Below are 19,075 nucleotides of genomic sequence, written 5' to 3' on the forward strand. Positions count from 1 at the left end.
GCGAGCAAGCTCGCTCCTACAATTTTTTCTCTTGCTGGCCCGTTGTGGTGATCCAGTCTTTCATTGAGCACAACGCAAAGGCGCTGGTGCTGCAATCCCCATTCGCCAAAGCTGTACGCAACTTGTCGACATCAGCTTTTATCATGTAGCGAACGCCGTCCTTGAAACCATTGCTGCTGCCAAAGCCGCCCAAGGTCATTTCGTTCAGCGCGTCCTCCTTGCTCCACCCTTGAACCACCACCCGATACATCGCTGCCATCAGGCCGGTGCGGTCGGCGCCGTGCTTGCAATGCATCAACACCGGGCCATCGACCTCTGCTGCCTGAATCGCCCTGATCGCCGCCAGCACGTCGGCATCGTCGACGTGGTTGGTGCGATAACTCAACTGCACCTGTTTGATATCAGATGACTGGAGCCACTGCGCATCAGGTTCCGGCAGGAAGTTGATGACCGTAGCGATCTTGAGCGTGTGCAACAGCGGCAGCGCACGCTCGTCCGGCAATGCACTGCGATAGAGCGTGGGTGTCATTTGATGCAGGTTGTATTGGTTACCCACCGGCTGGGCCCATTCCGGCGAACGGATCGACGCAGCCTCATCGGCTTGTACGGTGTTGAGCAGGCTCATGAGCGCCAGGCCGAGAGCGAGCAGTATGCGTGTGTTGAACATGAACGTTGTGACCGAGCGAGGAAGTGGTTGATGGGCCACAGACTCACTCACGGCGGGTCAATAAGGCGTGAGGTTCGCGTCAAAGAATCGTGATACTTGCTATCTGATCCGGTGTTTTTGTCGCCGAATTGACGCCTCTGAATTCTTAGCCTGCTATCATTTGTAACTAATGTTTGCCATTGTGCTGTATCTGCTTGGATCCAATTAGCCGCAAAGCCTTCACGCTGCTCCCAGAAGCGGCGGATAAACCCGTGACCACATGATGAGGTGTACCTATGTCTGATCAAGATCAAGACAACCCCCGGCGTGACTTTTTACGCAAATCCTTGACCTTGATCCCGGTGGTCACGGTTGCCAGCACTGGCCTTGGCGGTTCGATGTTGATGGCCACTGCGGAACCGGCCCAGGCCGAGCCGGCCAAACCTGCGGCGAGCGATAAAGCCTATGAGCCGAGCTATTTCACGGCCGAGGAATGGGCGTTTATCAACGCCGCCGTCGAGCGCTTGATTCCCGCTGACGCCCAGGGACCCGGTGCCTTGGAGGCTGGCGCGCCGGAATACATCGACCGCCAGATGAACACCCCTTACGCCAGTGGCGCCCTGTGGTTCATGCAAGGCCCGTTCAACGCCGATGCGGCGCCGGAGATGGGCTGGCAGAGCAAATTGGTGCCCAAGGAGATCTATCGCCTGGGTATTGCTGCGACGGATGCCTGGTCGAAAGCGTTCAACGGTAAAGCTTTTGCTGCGCAAGACAGCGCTACCCGAGACGATATGCTCAGGCGTCTGGAGGCTGGCGGTAGCGAAGTGGCGGCGCACTTCGACGCGGTGCCGCCCAAGATGTTCTTCAACCTTTTGCTGCAAAACACCAAGGAAGGCTTCTTCTGCGACCCTATCCACGGCGGTAATAAAGGCATGGTCGGCTGGACCATGATCGGCTTCCCCGGCGCCCGCGCCGACTTCATGGACTGGGTGGAACGCAACGAGCAATACCCCTTCCCGGCTGTTTCCATTCGCGGTGAGAGGGCATAAACGTGGCGACCATCATGAAGAAAGTGGATGCAGTGATTGTGGGCTTCGGCTGGACGGGCGCGATCATGGCCAAGGAGCTGACGGAAGCGGGCCTCAACGTGGTAGCGCTGGAGCGCGGCCCGATGCAGGACACTTACCCAGACGGCAACTATCCCCAGGTCATCGACGAACTGACCTACAGCGTGCGTAAGAAGCTGTTCCAGGACATCTCCAAAGAAACGGTGACCATTCGCCACAGCGTGAATGACGTTGCCCTGCCCAATCGCCAGTTGGGCGCATTCCTGCCGGGTAACGGTGTTGGTGGTGCGGGGCTGCACTGGTCGGGCGTGCATTTTCGCGTCGACCCGATTGAGCTGCGCATGCGCAGCCATTACGAAGAGCGCTACGGGAAGAACTTCATTCCCAAGGACATGACCATCCAGGACTTCGGCGTCAGCTATGAAGAGCTGGAGCCGTTTTTCGATTATGCGGAAAAAGTCTTTGGCACCTCCGGGCAAGCCTGGACGGTCAAGGGCCAACTGGTCGGCGAGGGCCGTGGCGGCAACCCCTACGCGCCGGATCGCTCCAACCCGTTCCCGCTTGCGGCGCAGAAAAATACCGTCTCCGCCCAGCTGTTTCAGAAAGCGGCGACCGACGTAGGTTACAAACCTTACAACCTGCCTTCGGCCAACACGTCGGGGCCGTACACCAACCCCTACGGTGCGCAGATGGGCCCGTGCAACTTCTGCGGTTTTTGCAGTGGCTACGTGTGCTACATGTATTCCAAAGCCTCGCCGAACGTGAACATCCTGCCGGCCTTGCGCCAGGTGCCCAACTTCGAGCTGCGGCCCAATTCCCACGTGCTCAAGGTCAACCTCGACAGCACCAAGAAGAAAGCCACCGGCGTGACCTACATCGACGCCCAGGGCCGCGAATGTGAACAACCGGCCGACCTGGTGATTCTTGGCGCATTCCAGTTCCATAACGTGCGCCTGATGCTGCTGTCGGGCATCGGCAAGCCCTACGACCCGATTACCAACGAGGGTGTGGTAGGCCGCAACTTCGCCTACCAGAACATGGGCACCATCAAGGCGTTCTTCGACAAGGACACCCACACCAACAACTTTATCGGCGCGGGCGGCAATGGCGTGGCCATCGACGACTTCAACGCCGACAACTTTGACCATGGCCCCCATGGCTTTGTGGGGGGGTCGCCGATGTGGGTCAACCAGGCGGGCAGCCGGCCGATTGCCGGTACGTCCAACCCGCCGGGCACCCCGGCGTGGGGCAGTGCCTGGAAGCGCGCCACCGCCGATTACTACACCCATCAAGTCTCAATGGATTCCCACGGTGCCCATCAGTCCTACCGCAGCAACTACCTGGATCTGGACCCGGTTTACCGCGATGCCTACGGCCTGCCGCTGCTGCGCATGACCTTCGACTGGCAAGAAAACGACATCAAGATGAACCGCTTCATGATGGAAAAAATGGGCAAAGTGGCCCAGGCCATGAACCCCAAGGCCATCGCCGTGCTGGGTAAAAAGGTCGGTGAGCATTTCAATACCGCCTCCTACCAGACCACCCACCTCAACGGTGGCGCGATCATGGGTACCGACCCGAAAACCAGTGCGTTGAACCGCTACTTGCAGAGCTGGGATGTGCACAACGTCTTCGTCCCTGGTGCTTCCGCTTTCCCACAAGGCTTGGGCTACAACCCTACCGGCCTGGTGGCAGCGTTGACCTATTGGTCGGCTCGCGCGATTCGCGAGCAGTACCTCAAAAACCCCGGCCCACTGGTTCAGGCATAAGGAGCGATGACCATGAAAGCATTCGTTATTGCCTCCCTGGCGCTGTTCAGCAGCTGCTCGATCAGCGCTGCCGAAACCGATCTGATCAAACAGGGTGAATACCTGGCGCGGGCCGGCGACTGTGTTGCCTGCCATACCGCCAAGGGTGGCAAGCCCTTCGCTGGCGGCCTGCCGATGGAAACACCGATTGGCGTGATCTATTCCACCAACATTACCCCGGACAAGACCGGCCTGGGCGACTACAGCTTCGAGGATTTCGACAAGGCCGTGCGCCATGGCGTCGCCAAGAACGGTAGTACGCTTTACCCGGCGATGCCCTACCCGTCTTACGCGCGCGTCAGCGACAGCGATATGCAAGCGTTGTATGCGTACTTCATGAAGGGGGTCGAACCGGTCGCCCAGGAAAACAAGGACAGCGATATCCCCTGGCCCCTGAGCATGCGTTGGCCGTTGGCGGCCTGGCGCTGGATGTTTGCCCCGGCGGTCGAGGCGCATCAGCCGCAAGCCGCTGCCGACCCGGTGATCGATCGCGGTGCCTACCTGGTGGAAGGTCTCGGACATTGCGGCGCCTGCCATACGCCGCGTGCCCTGACCATGCAGGAAAAAGCCCTGAGTGCCACGGACGGCAGCGCCTTCCTGTCTGGTAGTGCGCCGTTGGAAGGCTGGATTGCCAAAAGCCTGCGCGGCGACCACAAGGACGGTCTCGGCAGCTGGAGCGAGGAGCAGTTGGTGCAGTTCCTCAAGACCGGTCGCAGCGACCGCAGTGCGGTGTTCGGCGGCATGAGTGATGTGGTCGTGCACAGCATGCAGTACATGTCCCAAGAGGACCTGACCGCTATCGCCCGTTACCTCAAGAGCCTGCCGGCTGTCGATCCCAAGGATCAGCCGCACCAGTACGACAAGCAGGTAGCGCAAGCGCTGTGGAAGGGGGATGACAGCAAACCGGGTGCGTCGGTGTACATCGACAACTGCGCGGCCTGCCACCGTACCGACGGCCATGGCTATACGCGGGTATTCCCGGCGCTGGCGGGCAACCCGGTGTTGCAGACGGCAGATGCCACGTCGTTGATCAACATTGTGTTGAACGGCGGCACCTTGCCGGCCACCCATGCGGCGCCGTCAACCTTCACCATGCCGGCGTTTGCCTGGCGTCTGTCGGACCAGGAAGTGGCGGATGTGGTCAGTTTTATCCGTGGCAGTTGGGGCAACCAGGGCGCACCGGTCAAGGCGAGCGATGTGGCGGATCTGCGCAAAAACGATCTGCACACCACCTCGGGCGATGACCTGGGGCAGGTGACGCAAAAGCACTGATAAGTTCGCTGGCCGCCCAACGGCACTGGTCAGAAGCTTCGCGCCTCGATACTGTATATAAAAACAGTATCGAGGCGTTTTCATGTCTACTGCGCTGCCGCCCCGTGGCCGGGGTACGGCCACCAACCTGCACAATCGCTTTGCACCCACCGTCAGCGTGGCCGAGGACGACGGTTGGTACCAGGAAGTGCCGCCGACCCAAGGCACCGAAGTGCGTATCGAAACGGCCAAGACCATCATCACCCGCAACACCTCCCCGGACTTGCCGTTTGATCGGTCCATCAATCCGTATCGCGGTTGTGAACATGGTTGCATCTACTGCTATGCACGGCCCAGCCATGCCTATTGGGACATGTCGCCCGGGCTGGACTTTGAAACCAGATTGATTGCCAAGAGCAACGCGGCCGATGTGCTGGAACAGCAGTTGTCGAAGCCGGGCTACGTGTGTGCGCCGATCAACCTGGGCTCCAATACCGATCCGTACCAGCCAATTGAGCGCGAATACCGGATCACCCGGCAAACCCTTCAAGTCCTGCTGCGCTACCGCCACCCAGTGACGATCATCACCAAGGGCTCGCTGATCCTGCGCGACCTCGACCTGCTGACCGAGTTGGCCCGCCAGCGCCTGGTGGCGGTGATGATCAGCCTCACCAGCCTGGACGATGAGCTCAAGCGCATCCTGGAACCGCGCACCGCAGCGCCCAAGGCACGGCTGCGGGCGATTCGGGTAATGCGCGACGCGGGTATCCCGGTGGGCGTGCTGTGCTCGCCAATGATCCCGATGATCAACGACAGCGAGCTGGAGAGCCTGCTTACCGAAGCTCACGCGGCCGGCGCACAAAGCGCGGCGTATATGATGCTGCGCCTGCCGTTGGAGGTGGCGCCGTTATTCGAGGAGTGGTTGGCGGCCCATTACCCCCAGCGTGCGGCCCATGTGATGAGCCTGGTGCGCCAGGTGCGCGGGGGTGAGGTGTATGACAGCCGGTTTGGCGCGCGCATGCGTGGTGAGGGGCCGTTTGCCGATTTGCTGGCGCAGCGTTTCAGCAAGGCGATCAAGCGCCTGGGGCTGAATCGGCGGGAAGGGTTCAACCTCGATTGCACGGTGTTTTGCCCACCGGGCAGGCAGATGGCTTTGTTGTAGACTGATGGAGAGACGTGCACCTTTGCTGTAAGAATAGTCGCGTTTTGACATCACTGAAACCCGCGTTCTAGAGCGGTTCATTCAGTTTGAGTTAAGTTTCGACGGTTACCTTGTTCAGCGAGTGACTGATGAGTCGGCGGCCTAGCCGGTGCTTGTTTTACAACTATTTCACCGCCATGGCGTCGAACTGACCTGAACCCTCCCCTGCATTGATCAAGAGGATGAATCATGAGTGACAAGGATAAACAGCCGTTGGCTGCGTCGGCTTCAGCCCCTCAGGTGGCGGAATCCGCCGATGCAGCGCTGCAGCATATCGTTGACGGCTTTTTGCATTTCCATCACGACGTCTTCCCCCAGCAGGAAGAACTCTTCAAGAAACTCGCCACCGCCCAGAGCCCACGGGCGATGTTCATCACCTGCGCCGACTCGCGCATCGTGCCCGAGCTGATCACCCAAAGCTCCCCAGGCGACCTGTTCGTGACCCGTAACGTCGGTAACGTGGTGCCGCCTTACGGCCAGATGAACGGTGGTGTTTCCACGGCCATCGAGTACGCGGTGCTCGCCCTTGGCGTACAGCACATCATCGTGTGCGGGCATTCGGACTGCGGCGCCATGCGTGCGGTGCTCAACCCCGACAGCCTGGAGAAGATGCCAACGGTCAAGGCCTGGTTGCGTCACGCCGAGGTCGCCAAGACAATGGTCCATGACAACTGCGACTGCGCCAACGAAGGCGAGAGCATGGCGGTGCTGACCGAAGAAAACGTTATCGCCCAACTGCAACATTTGCGCACCCACCCTTCCGTGGCTTCGCGCATGGCCAATGGTCATTTGTTTATCCATGGTTGGATCTACAACATCGAGACCAGCGAAATCCGGGCCTACGATGCGGACAAAGCGGCGTTCCGACCGCTGAACGGCACCGAGCCGATCCCTTCAGCGACGCCTAAAGCGCGCTTCTAAAACACTTCCCTGCCGGGTAATGCGGTGGCTGCCATGGATGCAGCCAGGCTTTACCGCGCCCGGCGAATGCCTCGGGAGAGTCATCATGCGTGCTGCTCAATTGAAAGCTGTATTGCCACGGGAGCTGCTCGCCTCGGTGGTTGTTTTTCTGGTCGCCTTGCCACTGTGCATGGGCATCGCGATTGCGTCCGGCATGCCGCCGGCCAAAGGCCTGATCACTGGCATCATCGGCGGCTTGGTGGTGGGCTGGTTGGCCGGCTCGCCGCTGCAAGTCAGCGGCCCGGCGGCGGGTCTGGCGGTACTGGTGTTCGAACTGGTGCGCCAGCACGGCATGCTGATGCTGGGGCCGATCCTGTTGCTGGCCGGCTTCCTGCAATTGGTGGCCGGGCGTTTGCGCCTGGGCTGCTGGTTTCGCGTCACCGCGCCGGCGGTGGTCTACGGCATGTTGGCCGGCATTGGCGTGTTGATCGTGCTGTCGCAGATCCATGTGATGCTCGACGGCGCGCCCAAGCCGTCAGGGCTGGATAACCTGGCTGGCTTCCCGGCAGCGCTGGCTGAAGCGATTCCTACCTTCGGCGGCGGTCTCGGCTGGCAGGCTGGCGTACTCGGCCTGTCGACGATGTTGGTGATGTACCTGTGGGACAAATTCCGCCCGCAACAACTGCGGTTTGTGCCTGGCGCGTTGCTTGGCGTGGGCCTGGCGACCGTCGCCAGCCTGGTGCTGGCGTTGCAGGTCAAGCGCGTGGAAGTCCCGGAAAACCTGGCGGACGCTATCGACTGGCTGCGCCCCAGCGACCTGCTGAACCTGGCAGATCCACAGCTTTTGATCGCGGCATTCGCCGTGGCGTTTATTGCCAGTGCCGAAACCCTGCTGTCTGCCGCAGCGGTGGACCGTATGCACAGTGGTCAACGTTCCGATTTCGACAAGGAATTGTCGGCCCAAGGCGTGGGCAACATGCTCTGCGGCCTGGTGGGTGCATTGCCAATGACCGGTGTGATCGTACGCAGCTCGGCTAACGTCCAGGCTGGTGCTACCACGCGTCTGTCGGCGATGTTCCATGGCCTGTGGTTGCTGGGTTTCGTGCTTTTGCTGTCGAGCGTGCTGCAGAGCATTCCGGTCGCGAGCCTGGCGGGTGTGCTGGTATACACCGGGATCAAGCTGGTAGACGTCAAGGCGTTCAAGGCGCTGGGGCGCTATGGGCGGATGCCGATGTTCACCTATGCGGCCACCGCCCTGGCAATCATCTTTACCGATTTGCTGACCGGCGTGCTGGTGGGTTTCGGGCTCACATTGCTCAAGTTGGCCTTCAAGGCCTCGCGCCTGAAAGTCAGCCTGATCGACCTGCCCCAGGAAGGTGAGATGGAGCTGCGTTTGACGGGGGCGGCGACCTTTCTGAAGGTGCCGGCGTTGACTCAGGTGTTGTCGGCGGTGCCTGCGGGGACCACCCTGCATGTGCCGTTGAGCAACTTGAGTTACATCGACCACTCTTGCCTGGAGTTGCTGGAAGAATGGGGCCGGGCCAATGCGGCCAAGGGCTCGACGTTGGTGATCGAGGCGCGTGGGTTGAAGCGTCGGCTGGAAGGTCGGGTGCGAACGACAGTGGGGATCGGCTCAGCGCCTGCCTGACCCCTCAAAAAACTGTGGGAGCCGGGCTTGCCCGGCTCCCACATTGGATCCCTATCGGATCTGAAGTCTACGCAGGCTGATCCAGCGACAGCTCAACCCCAAGCTGGCGCGACAGGCATGGCCAGCGCTTCCAGGACGCTTCGGTCTGCGGGCTCTTGAGCTGTTCGCGATAGGCCTCGACCGACTCCAGCGCAAAGCTTTCCTCGTTAAGCATCTCATCCACCGCCAGGTGCACGGCTTCATCCAATTGATTGGCGAAGTCTTCACCGATCAGTTGATGGGCGATCACGTTGGCCACGGTGGTATCCGCTGGAATCAACGGCTGGCCAAAATGCTTGATATACAGATCGTTTACTTCTTCGACCAGGCGATGCGCCAGGTAGGCCTCATCCAGCAGGCCATCAAGGCCGTCGTGGCCGGCCAGAATCGCTGGCGGCTGCAGGAAGAAATGTTCAGCGATTTTCAGTACCGGTTTGATCTGGCTTTCAATCCCGGCCTCACGGGCCACGTCATTGGCGGCGTCGAGCAAATCAGGAACCAGGTCGATGTAAGCGGTCACAAAACGGGTCATGACCATGTTGCGATCACCGTCAGCCAGGGCGATGGACGAATGCAGGTGCGGCACTTGTTTTTTCAGCTGGCTGACGAGCTGGCCGGTGCTGGCTTCGTGTTGATGGGCACGGGAAATCTGCTCGCGCAATGCGGCGGTGTTCATGAGGGCTCCAGTGAAGCAGGCGTAGGAAAAGGGAGAAGATAAGGTAGTTCGTTTATACGAGCGCCTAAGACGCATTTGTCATAATTATTTCATGGTTATAGGCAGGGGTTATATCGAAATGCCATCGTTCGTCGGATAAACGATTCCGCTGCCTATTTTACGGGCTCCGTCTGTCTGTTTCTATTCATTTGCCCCCACACATTGCGGGGTTGCTACGGCTGTCTATACTCGATTTTGTACGCAATTAGCTGATGACGCCCAACTGCATGACGCAGGCAAGGCTTGGCGGTTGTAAGCAGTATGGAAGCCGCTCCCTTCGCCGCAGGTGCAAACCGGCGGGATAACAAGAAACATAAAGGGGAACCCGCAATGACGCGACATCCACACGTTTGGATGGGCCTCCTGTTGTGGTCGGTATTCGGCCAGGCGCACGCCGCCTGGACTACGAATATGGCGCCAGGGGCTACTGAAGTCAGCCACGCTGTGTTTGACCTGCACATGACCATTTTCTGGATCTGTGTGGTGATCGGCATCGTCGTGTTTGGCGCGATGTTCTGGTCGATGATCCTGCACCGTCGGTCCACGGGCCAGGTAGCGGCCAAGTTTCACGAAAGCACCACCGTGGAAATCCTCTGGACCGTGGTGCCCTTGCTGATCCTGGTGGCCATGGCTATTCCGGCCACCAAGACCCTGATCAACATCTACGACAGCAGTGAGTCGGATATCGATATCCAGGTCACCGGCTATCAGTGGAAGTGGCACTACAAATACCTGGGTCAGGATGTGGAGTTCTTCAGCAACCTGGCCACCCCCCGCCGAGCAGATCCATAACCAGGCCACCAAGGGTGAGCACTACCTGTTGGAAGTCGACCAGCCGCTGGTATTGCCGGTCGGCGCCAAGGTGCGCTTTCTGGTGACCGCTGCCGATGTGATCCATTCCTGGTGGGTGCCGGCCTTTGCGGTCAAGCGCGACGCCATCCCCGGCTTCGTCAACGAGGCCTGGACCCGCGTCGAGAAGCCCGGCATCTACCGTGGCCAGTGCGCCGAACTGTGTGGCAAGGACCATGGCTTCATGCCCATCGTGGTGGAGGTCAAGTCCAAGGCCGACTACGACACCTGGCTGGGGGAGCGCAAGGAGGAGGCCGCCAAGCTCAAGGAGTTGACCTCCAAAGAATGGACACTGGACGAACTGGTGGCACGTGGCGACAAGGTCTATCACACCACTTGCGTGGCCTGTCACCAGGCCGAGGGCCAAGGCTTGCCACCGATGTTCCCAGCGCTCAAGGGCTCGAAAATCGCCACCGGGCCGGCCAAAGACCATCTGAGCATCGTGTATCACGGCAAGCCCGGCACCGCGATGGCAGCCTTCGGCAAGCAGCTCTCTGAAGTGGATATCGCCGCTGTGGTGACCTATGAGCGTAACGCCTGGGGCAATAACAAAGGCGACATGGTCACGCCCAAAGACGTGCTGGCTCTGAAACAGGCCCAAAGCAAATGACGACTTTCATTGCCAATGCCCTGAATCGCCCCGCTCACTCGCTTGCAGGAGAACGGCCATGAGCACTGTGATCGACCACGGTCATGCCGACCACGCCCACGGCCCCGCCAAAGGCCTGATGCGCTGGGTGCTGACCACCAACCACAAAGACATCGGCACGATGTACCTGTGGTTCGCCTTCACCATGTTCCTGCTCGGCGGCTCGTTCGCCATGGTGATCCGCGCCGAGTTGTTCCAGCCGGGCCTGCAGATCGTGCAGCCGGCGTTCTTCAACCAGATGACCACCATGCACGGGTTGATCATGGTATTCGGCGCGGTGATGCCGGCGTTTGTCGGCCTGGCCAACTGGATGATCCCGTTGATGATCGGCGCGCCGGACATGGCCCTGCCGCGCATGAACAATTTCAGCTTCTGGCTGTTGCCGGCGGCGTTCCTGTTGCTGGTGTCCACCTTGTTCACGCCCGGCGGCGGGCCGAATTTCGGCTGGACGTTCTACGCCCCGCTCTCCACCACCTATGCGCCGGAAAGCGTGACGTTCTTTATCTTTGCCATCCACCTGATGGGCATCAGTTCGATCATGGGCGCGATCAACGTGGTCGCCACCATCCTCAACCTGCGTGCGCCGGGCATGACCCTGATGAAAATGCCGCTGTTCGTGTGGACCTGGCTGATCACCGCATTCCTGCTGATCGCGGTGATGCCGGTACTGGCGGGCTGCGTGACCATGATGCTGATGGACATTCACTTTGGCACCAGCTTCTTCAGTGCGGCCGGTGGTGGTGATCCGGTGCTGTTCCAGCACGTGTTCTGGTTCTTCGGGCATCCCGAGGTGTACATCATGATCCTGCCGGCCTTTGGCGCCGTCAGCTCGATCATCCCTACCTTCTCGCGCAAGCCGCTGTTCGGTTACACCTCGATGGTCTACGCCACCGCGAGCATCGCGTTCCTGTCGTTCATCGTGTGGGCGCACCACATGTTCGTGGTGGGCATTCCGCTGGTGGGTGAGCTGTTCTTCATGTACGCCACCCTGCTGATTGCCGTGCCCACGGGCGTGAAGGTGTTCAACTGGGTCAGCACCATGTGGCAAGGCTCACTGACGTTCGAGACGCCGATGTTGTTTGCGGTGGCCTTTGTGATCCTGTTCACCATCGGCGGCTTCTCCGGGCTGATGCTGGCGATTGCCCCGGCGGACTTCCAGTACCACGACACCTACTTTGTGGTGGCGCATTTCCATTACGTACTGGTGCCCGGCGCGATCTTCGGGATCTTCGCTTCTGCCTACTACTGGCTGCCGAAATGGACCGGCCATATGTACGACGAAACCTTGGGCAAGCTGCACTTCTGGTTGTCTTTCGTGGGCATGAACATGGCGTTCTTCCCCATGCACTTTGTGGGGCTGGCCGGTATGCCGCGCCGAGTGCCGGACTACAACCTGCAGTTCGCTGACTTCAATATGGTCTCGTCCATTGGTGCCTTCATGTTCGGCGCCACGCAGATCTTCTTCCTGTTCATTGTCATCAAGTGCATCCGTGGCGGCCCGCCTGCGCCGGCCAAGCCGTGGGATGGCGCCGAGGGCCTGGAATGGAGCGTGCCCTCACCCGCGCCGTATCACACCTTCACCACGCCGCCGGAGGTCAAATGAAGCCCTCCCTATACTCCCCCTGTGGGAGCGGGCTTGCCCGCGATGGCGGTAGGTCAGGCGCTGAATCTACCAGCCCTCAGGCCTTCATCGCAGGCAAGCCAGCTCCCACAGAAAGTCCAAAGCCAGGTGGGCGCCATGGCTGACTCCGTCCCGCTCAAGCGCCTGGTCACCCGCCTGCTGATCCTGGTGCTGGCGATGTTCGCCTTTGGCTTCGCCCTGGTGCCGATCTACGACGTGATGTGCAAGGCGTTCGGCATCAACGGCAAGACCGCCGGGCAGTACGAGGGTGAGCAAATGGTTGACCCCTCGCGCCAGGTGCGGGTGCAGTTTCTGTCCACCAACGCCATCGACATGGTCTGGGAATTCCACTCCAAGGCCGATGAGATTGTGGTCAACCCCGGTGCAGTCAACGAGATGCTGTTCGTGGCCTACAACCCCACCGATAAGCCGATGACAGCCCAGGCGATACCCAGCATTTCCCCGGCCGAAGCGGCGATGTACTTCCACAAGACCGAATGCTTCTGCTTCACCCAGCAAGTGTTGCAGCCCGGTGAGCGCATTGAGATGCCCGTACGTTTCATCGTCGACCGCGCGATGCCCAAGGATGTGAAGCATCTGACCCTGGCGTACACGCTGTTCGATATCACTGCGCGCCAGCCGCCCGTGGCCGTCAGGACCGGGGGCTAGCTACTGTTTGCCCCCTCAATCAGGAGAGCGAATACATGTCGACTCATGATACGTACTACGTACCAGCGCAAAGCAAATGGCCAATAATTGCCACGATTGGCCTGCTGGTCACCGTGTATGGCCTGGCCGTGTGGTTCAACGACTTGAAGGCCGCGCGGCCCGAATCCCACGGGCCGTGGATCTTTTTCGTCGGCGGTTTGTTGCTGGCCTATATGCTGTTTGGCTGGTTTGGCGCGGTGATCAAGGAAAGTCGCGCCGGGCTGTACAGCGCGCAGATGGACCGCTCGTTCCGCTGGGGCATGACCTGGTTCATCTTTTCGGAGGTGATGTTCTTCATTGCCTTTTTTGGTGCGCTGTTCTACGTGCGCGTCTGGGCTGGGCCTTGGTTGGCGGGCGAGGGGCCCAAGGGCATTGCCCACATGCTGTGGCCGAACTTTGAGTTTGCCTGGCCCCTGCTGAACAACCCCGACCCTAAGCTCTACCCTGCGCCCAAAGGCACCATCAGCCCCTGGGGCCTGCCATTGGTGAACACCATCTTGCTGGTGAGTTCCAGCGTGACCATCACCATTGCCCACCATGCCCTGCGCAAAGGCCATCGTGGTGCGCTGAAAGTCTGGCTGGCGATCACCGTGCTGCTGGGCTTGGCGTTTCTCGGGTTCCAGGCCGAGGAATACATCCACGCCTACAAAGAGTTGGGCCTCACCCTGGGTTCAGGCGTGTACGGCGCGACGTTCTTCATGCTCACGGGCTTTCACGGCGCCCACGTGACCATCGGCACCATCATTCTGTTTGTGATGCTGATGCGCATCCTGCGCGGGCATTTCAATGCCGAGCACCAGTTCGGTTTCGAGGCGGCCAGTTGGTATTGGCATTTTGTGGACGTGGTGTGGATCGGGCTGTTTTTCTTTGTCTATGTGCTGTGACGCCGCTTACCACGGCGCATGAGAGACCAATTGGCCGCTGAAAAAGCCCCAGGCGATCAAGCCCACGGTGATCACGGCCAGCGTGACACGCACGGTCAAGGCAGTGACGAGGCGGTTGGAGTTGCCCTCGTCCTTGACCAGGAAGAACAAGCCACTGAACAGGCTCACGACGGTCGCGATCAGCATCAGGGCAATGGCGGCTTTGAGCATGGTCTGGCTCCGGGCTAATTGGGGAGGGGCGATGAGATCGAGTATAGCCAGTGCCATGCAACGCTTTCGCCCGGGCATCGCGCCGACGCTGGTGGTACTGGTGTTGCTGCCGTTGATGGTGGGCCTGGGGTTTTGGCAATTGTCCCGCGGGCACGAAAAGCAACTGTTGGTAGACCGTTATGCCGAGCGCCGCGCCGCCGAGCCGGTCAGCAGTGCTCAGCTCAATGACATGGCTGATCCAGCCTTCCGTCGCGTTCACCTTCGCGGGCAACTGGATGGTGCACACAGCGTATTGCTGGATAACCGCATGCGTGACGGCAAGGCCGGTGTCGAGTTGCTGCAACCCTTTCATGACCAGGCCAGCGGCCTGTGGCTGTTGCTCAATCGCGGCTGGCTGCCCTGGCCGGACCGGCGTATCGCGCCCGCCTTTACAACCCCTGAACAGACGCTGAACCTCGACGCCTGGGTGTACGTCGCCCCCGGCGAGACCTTCCAACTGCATGCCGACCCGGCCAGCACGCAATGGCCGCGCCTGCTGACCGCGCTGCACCCTGCCGCCCTGTGGGGCGAACTGGGGCGCAGTGGCTTTGCCTATGAGCTGCGTGCCGAAGCGGGCCCCGGTACCTACGAAACCAGCTGGCCTGTGGTCGCCATGGGCCCGGAAAAACACCTGGCCTACGCTGTGCAATGGTTCGCCATGGCCATGGCGTTGCTGGCGCTTTACCTCTACCTCGGATGGCATAACAAAAAGGAGAAGCCCCATGGGAGCGGTCATGAATCCACCCAGCACGTCTGACACGCCTGATCGGCGCAAGGGGCGCTGGCAGCTGATTTTGATCCTGATGATGGTGATCGGCCCGATGGTGCTGGCCACCTTCATGTACAAATTGCAGTTCTGGGTGCCGGACAGCCGCAGCTATCACGGCGAACTGATTGGCAACGGCCAGACCCGCGCCGACATCGGCGTGCAGGCCGATGAACAGCGCTGGCAACTGCTGGTCACCGCCCCCACCGCCTGTGCTGCCAATTGCCAGCAACTGGTCTACCTGGCGCGCCAGCTGCAGATCAGCCTTGGCCGTGATGCATCCCGTGCCAGCCATGCCCTGGCGGGTGCGCAACCGTTGAGCGGCGAATACGAGGCCAAGCTCAAAGCCGAATATCCACAGCTGCAGCGCTACCCGCTGGATGTGTCGACCTTTACCAGGAACGCTGCCGCGCCTGGCGATGCGCAATTGTGGATCGTCGACCCCCACGGCAATCTGGTGCTGCGCTACGACGCCAAGGTCAAGGGCAAGGACTTGCTCAACGATCTGCGCTTGCTGCTGAAACTGTCGAACATCGGATAAGGGCACCCTCATGGCCAAGCCTGGATTTCGCCTCGCGCTGTTTGCCACGCTTCTGGCGTTGTTTGTCGTGCTGCTCGGCGCCTATACCCGCCTGACTCACGCCGGTCTCGGCTGCCCGGACTGGCCCGGCTGCTATGGCTTTATCAGCGTGCCGCAAAGCGAAGCCCAACTGGCTCATGCCGAGTTGCACTTTCCCGACACGCCGGTGGAGGCCGACAAAGGCTGGGCCGAGATGACCCATCGCTACTTCGCGGGCAGCCTGGGCCTGTTGATCGCGCTGCTGGCGGCGCGTTCGTGGCGTCATCGACGCGATCCGGGCCAGCCGGTGAAGCTGCCGCTGTTCCTGCTGACGGTGGTGTTCGCCCAAGCGGCGTTTGGCATGTGGACCGTGACCTTGAAGCTCTGGCCGCAAGTGGTCACAGGGCATCTTTTGGGCGGCTTTGCGACCTTGAGCCTGCTGTTTCTGCTGACCCTGCGGCTGTCCGGCGTACTACCGGCGCTGGTCGTGCCCAAGCGCCTACAATATTGGGCGACGGCGGGCCTGGTGCTGGTGATCGGGCAGATCGCCCTGGGCGGCTGGGTCAGTTCCAACTACGCCGCGGTGGCCTGTGTCGATTTGCCCACCTGCCACGGCCAATGGTGGCCGGCAGCGGACTTCGCCAATGGTTTTCACCTGACCCAGCACATCGGCCCCAATTACCTGGGGGGCCAGCTCGACAGCGAAGCGCGCACCGCCATCCACCTGACGCATCGCATCGGCGCCGTGCTGGTCACGCTGGTGCTGCTCGGTTTGGCCTGGCAACTGCGGGCAGTGGGGATGACGCGCCTGGCCGGCTTGTTGTTGATCGCCCTGGCCGCGCAGATCTGCCTGGGGGTGAGCAATGTGGCGTTCGGCCTGCCGCTGCCGATGGCGGTCGCGCACAACGCTGGCGGGGCAACGTTGTTGATGACGCTGGTGCTGGTCAATTATCACGCGCGCACCAGCCTGGTTCGGGTGCGACACCCGCGCCTGTTTGGCTGGCGTTTTATCCCGCGCAAGCAGGTGTCAGGTCTGATCACCCTTAAAGGAGAACTGCCATGGCGACCGTGATCGGCGCACGTCGCGACCGGGCGATCTGGCGTGACTATTTGGAGCTGACCAAGCCCAAAGTGGTGGTGCTGATGCTGATCACTTCGCTGGTGGGCATGTTCCTTGCCACCCGCGCCGGTGTGCCCTGGACAGTGCTGGTGTTCGGCAACCTCGGCATTGCCCTGTGTGCCGGCGGCGCGGCGGCGGTCAATCATGTAGTGGATCGACGGATTGATGCCGTGATGGCGCGCACTCACAAGCGGCCGATGGCTGAGGGGCGTGTCTCGCCGATGGCGGCGTTAGCGTTTGCGTTGTTCCTGGCTATTGCAGGATTGGCCCTGCTGCTGGTGTTCACCAACCCGCTGGCGGCCTGGCTGACCTTGGCTTCGCTGCTGGGTTATGCGGTGATCTACACCGGCTTTCTCAAGCGAGCGACGCCGCAGAATATTGTCATCGGCGGTCTGGCCGGTGCGGCGCCGCCGCTGCTGGGTTGGGTGGCTGTCACTGGGCATGTGAGTGCCGAACCCTTGCTGCTGGTGCTGATCATCTTCGCCTGGACTCCGCCACACTTCTGGGCCCTGGCTATTCACCGCAAAGAGGAATACGCCAAGGCCGACATCCCGATGCTGCCGGTCACCCATGGCGAGCACTACACCAAGGTGCATATCCTGCTGTACACCTTCGCCCTGCTGGCGGTGAGCCTGATGCCCTACGTTATCCACATGAGCGGGCTGCTCTACTTGGGCTTTGCGCTGGTATTGGGGGCGCGCTTTCTGCAATGGGCCTGGGTGTTGTACCGTGGCAGCCAGCCGCACGCGGCGATCAACACGTTCAAGTACTCTATCTGGTACTTGCTGCTGCTGTTTATCGCCCTGCTCGTAGACCACTACTTATTGTTGAACCTATGACTCGAACTCAAAAAACCGTCTTCATCCTCGTGGCCCTGGTGGCGTTGATCATGGGCCTGACCGTCAACAAAGTGCTGTCGGGCAAAGGCCAGGGCGACCCCACTGCGCTGATCGACGCCGGCATCATTCTGCTGCCGCAAAGCCGCCAGTTGCCAGCGGTGACCATGACTGACCAGGAAGGTCAGCCGGTGGTGGTCAATGAGTTGAAGGGCAAGTGGAGCCTGCTGTTTTTCGGTTACACCTTCTGCCCGGATATCTGCCCGACCACCCTCGCCCAGCTTCGCCAGATCAAGAGCGAACTGCCCAAAGAGGCTGTGGATAAGTTGCAGGTGATCCTGGTGAGCGTCGATCCGAACCGCGATACCCCGGCGCAGCTCAAGCAGTACCTGGGTTACTTCGACCCACAGTTCCAAGGCCTGACTGGCGCGAATGTGGAGGATGTACAGAAGGTTTCGAATGCGGTGAGCATTCCCTTCATTCCGGCGGATACCAGCAAGCCGAACTACACCGTCGACCACAGCGGTAACCTGGCACTGATCGGCCCGGATGGTACTCAGCGTGGGTTTATTCGTGCGCCATTGAACAACCAGAAGCTGGCGGCGCAGTTGCCGGGGTTGCTACAGCGCAAGTGAGCACCTGATGATCGTTCCAACGCTCTGCGTGGGAATGCAGTTAGGGACGCTCTGCGTCCCCAAGCGTGACGCAGAGCGTCACAAGAGGCGTTCCCACGCGGAGCGTGGGAACGATCAGATCAGGAGAGATCAGAACGCTGGCTTGATCGCGCCTTTGTACTTCTCTTCGATGAATGTCTTCACTTCAGGCGTGTGCAAGGCTGCAACCAGCTTCTTCACCGCGTCTGCATCCTTGTTGTCTTCGCGGGTCACCAGGATGTTCACGTAAGGCGAATCGTTGCCTTCGATCACCAGGGCATCCTTGGATGGGTCCAGCTTGGCTTCCAGGGCGTAGTTGGTGTTGATCAGCGCCAGATCGACCTGGGTCAGCACGCGCGGCAAGGTAGCGGCTTCCAGTTCACGGAATTTCAGGTTTTTATCGTTGCCGGTGATGTCCTTGATGGTCGACAGGATGTTGGTCGGGTCCTTCAGGGTGATCAGGCCGTTCTTGGCCAGCAGCAACAGCGCACGGCCGCCGTTGGTGGCGTCGTTCGGGATCACCACGTTGGCGCCGTCAGGCAGGTCGGCCAGTTTTTTGTACTTGCTGGAGTAAGCGCCCAGAGGTTCCAGGTGCACAGCGCCGACGCTCACCAGGTGAGTGCCTTTGGCTTTGTTGAATTCATCCAGGTACGGCTGGTGCTGGAAGAAGTTGGCATCCAGGCGCTTTTCAGCCACCTGTACGTTCGGCTGCACGTAGTCGGTGAAGACTTTGACCTTCAGGTCCACGCCTTCTTTGGCCAGGGCAGGCTTCACGAATTCGAGGATTTCGGCGTGAGGCACCGGCGAAGCAGCGACCGTAATGGTCTCGGCGTGGGCGGAAAACGCAGCCACAGCGGCGAAAGCAACCAGTAGTTTTTTCATCCAGCAAGCTCCTTGTTCGGGCAT

18 protein-coding genes and 1 pseudogene are annotated in these 19,075 nt (G+C 60.5%); 15 read left to right on the forward strand and 4 right to left on the reverse strand.

Annotated elements, in window-relative coordinates; translation table 11 throughout:
* Positions 1-16: 16 nt before the first annotated feature.
* Positions 17-667: a tyrosine-protein phosphatase gene (locus tag AB9N64_RS17940; RefSeq protein ID WP_371359576.1), complete on the reverse strand. Its 651-nt coding sequence runs from the start codon at positions 665-667 to the stop codon at positions 17-19.
* Positions 668-942: 275 nt separating this feature from the next.
* On the opposite strand from AB9N64_RS17940, the gene AB9N64_RS17945 reads away from it, so the two are divergent.
* From AB9N64_RS17945 to AB9N64_RS17970, 6 genes are all read left to right on the forward strand, one after another.
* On the forward strand, positions 943-1,695 hold the full coding sequence (locus AB9N64_RS17945) for a gluconate 2-dehydrogenase subunit 3 family protein (RefSeq protein ID WP_032901553.1): 753 nt from the start codon (positions 943-945) through the stop codon (positions 1,693-1,695).
* A 2-nt stretch (positions 1,696-1,697) separates the two neighbouring features.
* A complete protein-coding gene (locus AB9N64_RS17950) occupies positions 1,698-3,482 on the forward strand; it encodes a GMC family oxidoreductase (RefSeq protein ID WP_014716318.1) in 1,785 nt (594 codons plus the stop codon).
* A 12-nt stretch (positions 3,483-3,494) separates the two neighbouring features.
* Entirely contained in the window at positions 3,495-4,793 is a 1,299-nt protein-coding gene (locus tag AB9N64_RS17955) for a cytochrome c (protein WP_102665865.1), read from the forward strand.
* Between the two features lie 82 nt (positions 4,794-4,875).
* A complete protein-coding gene (locus tag AB9N64_RS17960) occupies positions 4,876-5,934 on the forward strand; it encodes a PA0069 family radical SAM protein (protein WP_371359577.1) in 1,059 nt (352 codons plus the stop codon).
* A 228-nt stretch (positions 5,935-6,162) separates the two neighbouring features.
* On the forward strand, positions 6,163-6,894 hold the full coding sequence (locus tag AB9N64_RS17965) for a carbonic anhydrase (protein WP_003187331.1): 732 nt from the start codon (positions 6,163-6,165) through the stop codon (positions 6,892-6,894).
* Positions 6,895-6,979: 85 nt separating this feature from the next.
* Positions 6,980-8,521, forward strand: coding sequence for a SulP family inorganic anion transporter (locus AB9N64_RS17970; protein WP_014716321.1), 1,542 nt, complete (start codon positions 6,980-6,982; stop codon positions 8,519-8,521).
* A gap of 67 nt (positions 8,522-8,588) precedes the next feature.
* Here the strand turns inward: AB9N64_RS17970 and AB9N64_RS17975 are convergent, their stop codons facing one another.
* Positions 8,589-9,236, reverse strand: a complete 648-nt coding sequence (locus tag AB9N64_RS17975) for a hypothetical protein (RefSeq protein WP_003187334.1) — start codon at positions 9,234-9,236, stop codon at positions 8,589-8,591.
* Positions 9,237-9,605: 369 nt separating this feature from the next.
* Between AB9N64_RS17975 and coxB the strand changes: the two are divergent.
* From coxB to AB9N64_RS17995, 4 genes and pseudogenes are all read left to right on the forward strand, one after another.
* A pseudogene (gene coxB / locus AB9N64_RS17980) lies at positions 9,606-10,734 on the forward strand (cytochrome c oxidase subunit II).
* A 58-nt stretch (positions 10,735-10,792) separates the two neighbouring features.
* The gene (ctaD, locus tag AB9N64_RS17985; protein ID WP_003187339.1) at positions 10,793-12,376 is read left to right on the forward strand and encodes a cytochrome c oxidase subunit I; all 1,584 of its coding nucleotides are present in this window, start codon (positions 10,793-10,795) and stop codon (positions 12,374-12,376) included.
* Positions 12,377-12,511: 135 nt separating this feature from the next.
* Positions 12,512-13,063: a cytochrome c oxidase assembly protein gene (locus AB9N64_RS17990; RefSeq protein WP_003187340.1), complete on the forward strand. Its 552-nt coding sequence runs from the start codon at positions 12,512-12,514 to the stop codon at positions 13,061-13,063.
* A 35-nt stretch (positions 13,064-13,098) separates the two neighbouring features.
* A complete protein-coding gene (locus AB9N64_RS17995; RefSeq protein ID WP_014716325.1) occupies positions 13,099-13,986 on the forward strand; it encodes a cytochrome c oxidase subunit 3 in 888 nt (295 codons plus the stop codon).
* A 6-nt stretch (positions 13,987-13,992) separates the two neighbouring features.
* Here AB9N64_RS17995 and AB9N64_RS18000 read toward each other — a convergent pair whose 3' ends face one another.
* Complete coding sequence (locus AB9N64_RS18000) at positions 13,993-14,196, reverse strand: twin transmembrane helix small protein (RefSeq protein ID WP_003187345.1); 204 nt, start codon at positions 14,194-14,196, stop codon at positions 13,993-13,995.
* A gap of 31 nt (positions 14,197-14,227) precedes the next feature.
* On the opposite strand from AB9N64_RS18000, the gene AB9N64_RS18005 reads away from it, so the two are divergent.
* Genes AB9N64_RS18005 through AB9N64_RS18025 form a run of 5 tightly spaced genes read left to right on the forward strand, consistent with a single transcriptional unit; the run spans position 14,228 to position 18,151 of the window.
* Positions 14,228-14,992 carry an SURF1 family protein gene (locus tag AB9N64_RS18005; protein WP_014716326.1) on the forward strand — a complete coding sequence of 255 codons (765 nt, stop codon included), beginning with the start codon at positions 14,228-14,230 and terminating at the stop codon, positions 14,990-14,992.
* Complete coding sequence (locus tag AB9N64_RS18010; RefSeq protein WP_014716327.1) at positions 14,958-15,542, forward strand: hypothetical protein; 585 nt, start codon at positions 14,958-14,960, stop codon at positions 15,540-15,542. Before AB9N64_RS18005 ends, AB9N64_RS18010 begins: the two co-directional genes overlap by 35 nt.
* A 10-nt stretch (positions 15,543-15,552) precedes the next feature.
* The gene (locus tag AB9N64_RS18015) at positions 15,553-16,632 is read left to right on the forward strand and encodes a heme A synthase (protein ID WP_371359578.1); all 1,080 of its coding nucleotides are present in this window, start codon (positions 15,553-15,555) and stop codon (positions 16,630-16,632) included.
* Complete coding sequence (cyoE, locus tag AB9N64_RS18020) at positions 16,620-17,519, forward strand: heme o synthase (protein WP_168224388.1); 900 nt, start codon at positions 16,620-16,622, stop codon at positions 17,517-17,519. Before AB9N64_RS18015 ends, cyoE begins: the two co-directional genes overlap by 13 nt.
* The gene (locus AB9N64_RS18025) at positions 17,516-18,151 is read left to right on the forward strand and encodes an SCO family protein (protein WP_122300900.1); all 636 of its coding nucleotides are present in this window, start codon (positions 17,516-17,518) and stop codon (positions 18,149-18,151) included. Before cyoE ends, AB9N64_RS18025 begins: the two co-directional genes overlap by 4 nt.
* A 129-nt stretch (positions 18,152-18,280) precedes the next feature.
* Here AB9N64_RS18025 and AB9N64_RS18030 read toward each other — a convergent pair whose 3' ends face one another.
* Positions 18,281-19,051 carry a MetQ/NlpA family ABC transporter substrate-binding protein gene (locus tag AB9N64_RS18030; RefSeq protein WP_236466126.1) on the reverse strand — a complete coding sequence of 257 codons (771 nt, stop codon included), beginning with the start codon at positions 19,049-19,051 and terminating at the stop codon, positions 18,281-18,283.
* Positions 19,052-19,075 lie beyond the last annotated feature (24 nt).

Source organism: Pseudomonas sp. KT_2_4 (genome assembly GCF_041410225.1).
Classification (GTDB): Bacteria; Pseudomonadota; Gammaproteobacteria; order Pseudomonadales; family Pseudomonadaceae; genus Aquipseudomonas; species Aquipseudomonas paracarnis.

What these genes read in the sequence shown, in the direction of transcription:
- AB9N64_RS17940 (WP_371359576.1), bottom strand. Translation starts at nt 667, where the DNA reads ATGTTCAACACACGCATACTGCTCGCTCTCGGCCTGGCGCTCATGAGC.
- AB9N64_RS17945 (WP_032901553.1), top strand. Translation starts at nt 943, where the DNA reads ATGTCTGATCAAGATCAAGACAACCCCCGGCGTGACTTTTTACGCAAA.
- AB9N64_RS17955 (WP_102665865.1), top strand. Translation starts at nt 3,495, where the DNA reads ATGAAAGCATTCGTTATTGCCTCCCTGGCGCTGTTCAGCAGCTGCTCG.
- AB9N64_RS17960 (WP_371359577.1), top strand. Translation starts at nt 4,876, where the DNA reads ATGTCTACTGCGCTGCCGCCCCGTGGCCGGGGTACGGCCACCAACCTG.
- AB9N64_RS17965 (WP_003187331.1), top strand. Translation starts at nt 6,163, where the DNA reads ATGAGTGACAAGGATAAACAGCCGTTGGCTGCGTCGGCTTCAGCCCCT.
- AB9N64_RS17970 (WP_014716321.1), top strand. Translation starts at nt 6,980, where the DNA reads ATGCGTGCTGCTCAATTGAAAGCTGTATTGCCACGGGAGCTGCTCGCC.
- AB9N64_RS17975 (WP_003187334.1), bottom strand. Translation starts at nt 9,236, where the DNA reads ATGAACACCGCCGCATTGCGCGAGCAGATTTCCCGTGCCCATCAACAC.
- ctaD (WP_003187339.1), top strand. Translation starts at nt 10,793, where the DNA reads ATGAGCACTGTGATCGACCACGGTCATGCCGACCACGCCCACGGCCCC.
- AB9N64_RS17990 (WP_003187340.1), top strand. Translation starts at nt 12,512, where the DNA reads ATGGCTGACTCCGTCCCGCTCAAGCGCCTGGTCACCCGCCTGCTGATC.
- AB9N64_RS17995 (WP_014716325.1), top strand. Translation starts at nt 13,099, where the DNA reads ATGTCGACTCATGATACGTACTACGTACCAGCGCAAAGCAAATGGCCA.
- AB9N64_RS18000 (WP_003187345.1), bottom strand. Translation starts at nt 14,196, where the DNA reads ATGCTCAAAGCCGCCATTGCCCTGATGCTGATCGCGACCGTCGTGAGC.
- AB9N64_RS18005 (WP_014716326.1), top strand. Translation starts at nt 14,228, where the DNA reads ATGAGATCGAGTATAGCCAGTGCCATGCAACGCTTTCGCCCGGGCATC.
- AB9N64_RS18010 (WP_014716327.1), top strand. Translation starts at nt 14,958, where the DNA reads ATGGGAGCGGTCATGAATCCACCCAGCACGTCTGACACGCCTGATCGG.
- AB9N64_RS18015 (WP_371359578.1), top strand. Translation starts at nt 15,553, where the DNA reads ATGGCCAAGCCTGGATTTCGCCTCGCGCTGTTTGCCACGCTTCTGGCG.
- cyoE (WP_168224388.1), top strand. Translation starts at nt 16,620, where the DNA reads ATGGCGACCGTGATCGGCGCACGTCGCGACCGGGCGATCTGGCGTGAC.
- AB9N64_RS18025 (WP_122300900.1), top strand. Translation starts at nt 17,516, where the DNA reads ATGACTCGAACTCAAAAAACCGTCTTCATCCTCGTGGCCCTGGTGGCG.
- AB9N64_RS18030 (WP_236466126.1), bottom strand. Translation starts at nt 19,051, where the DNA reads ATGAAAAAACTACTGGTTGCTTTCGCCGCTGTGGCTGCGTTTTCCGCC.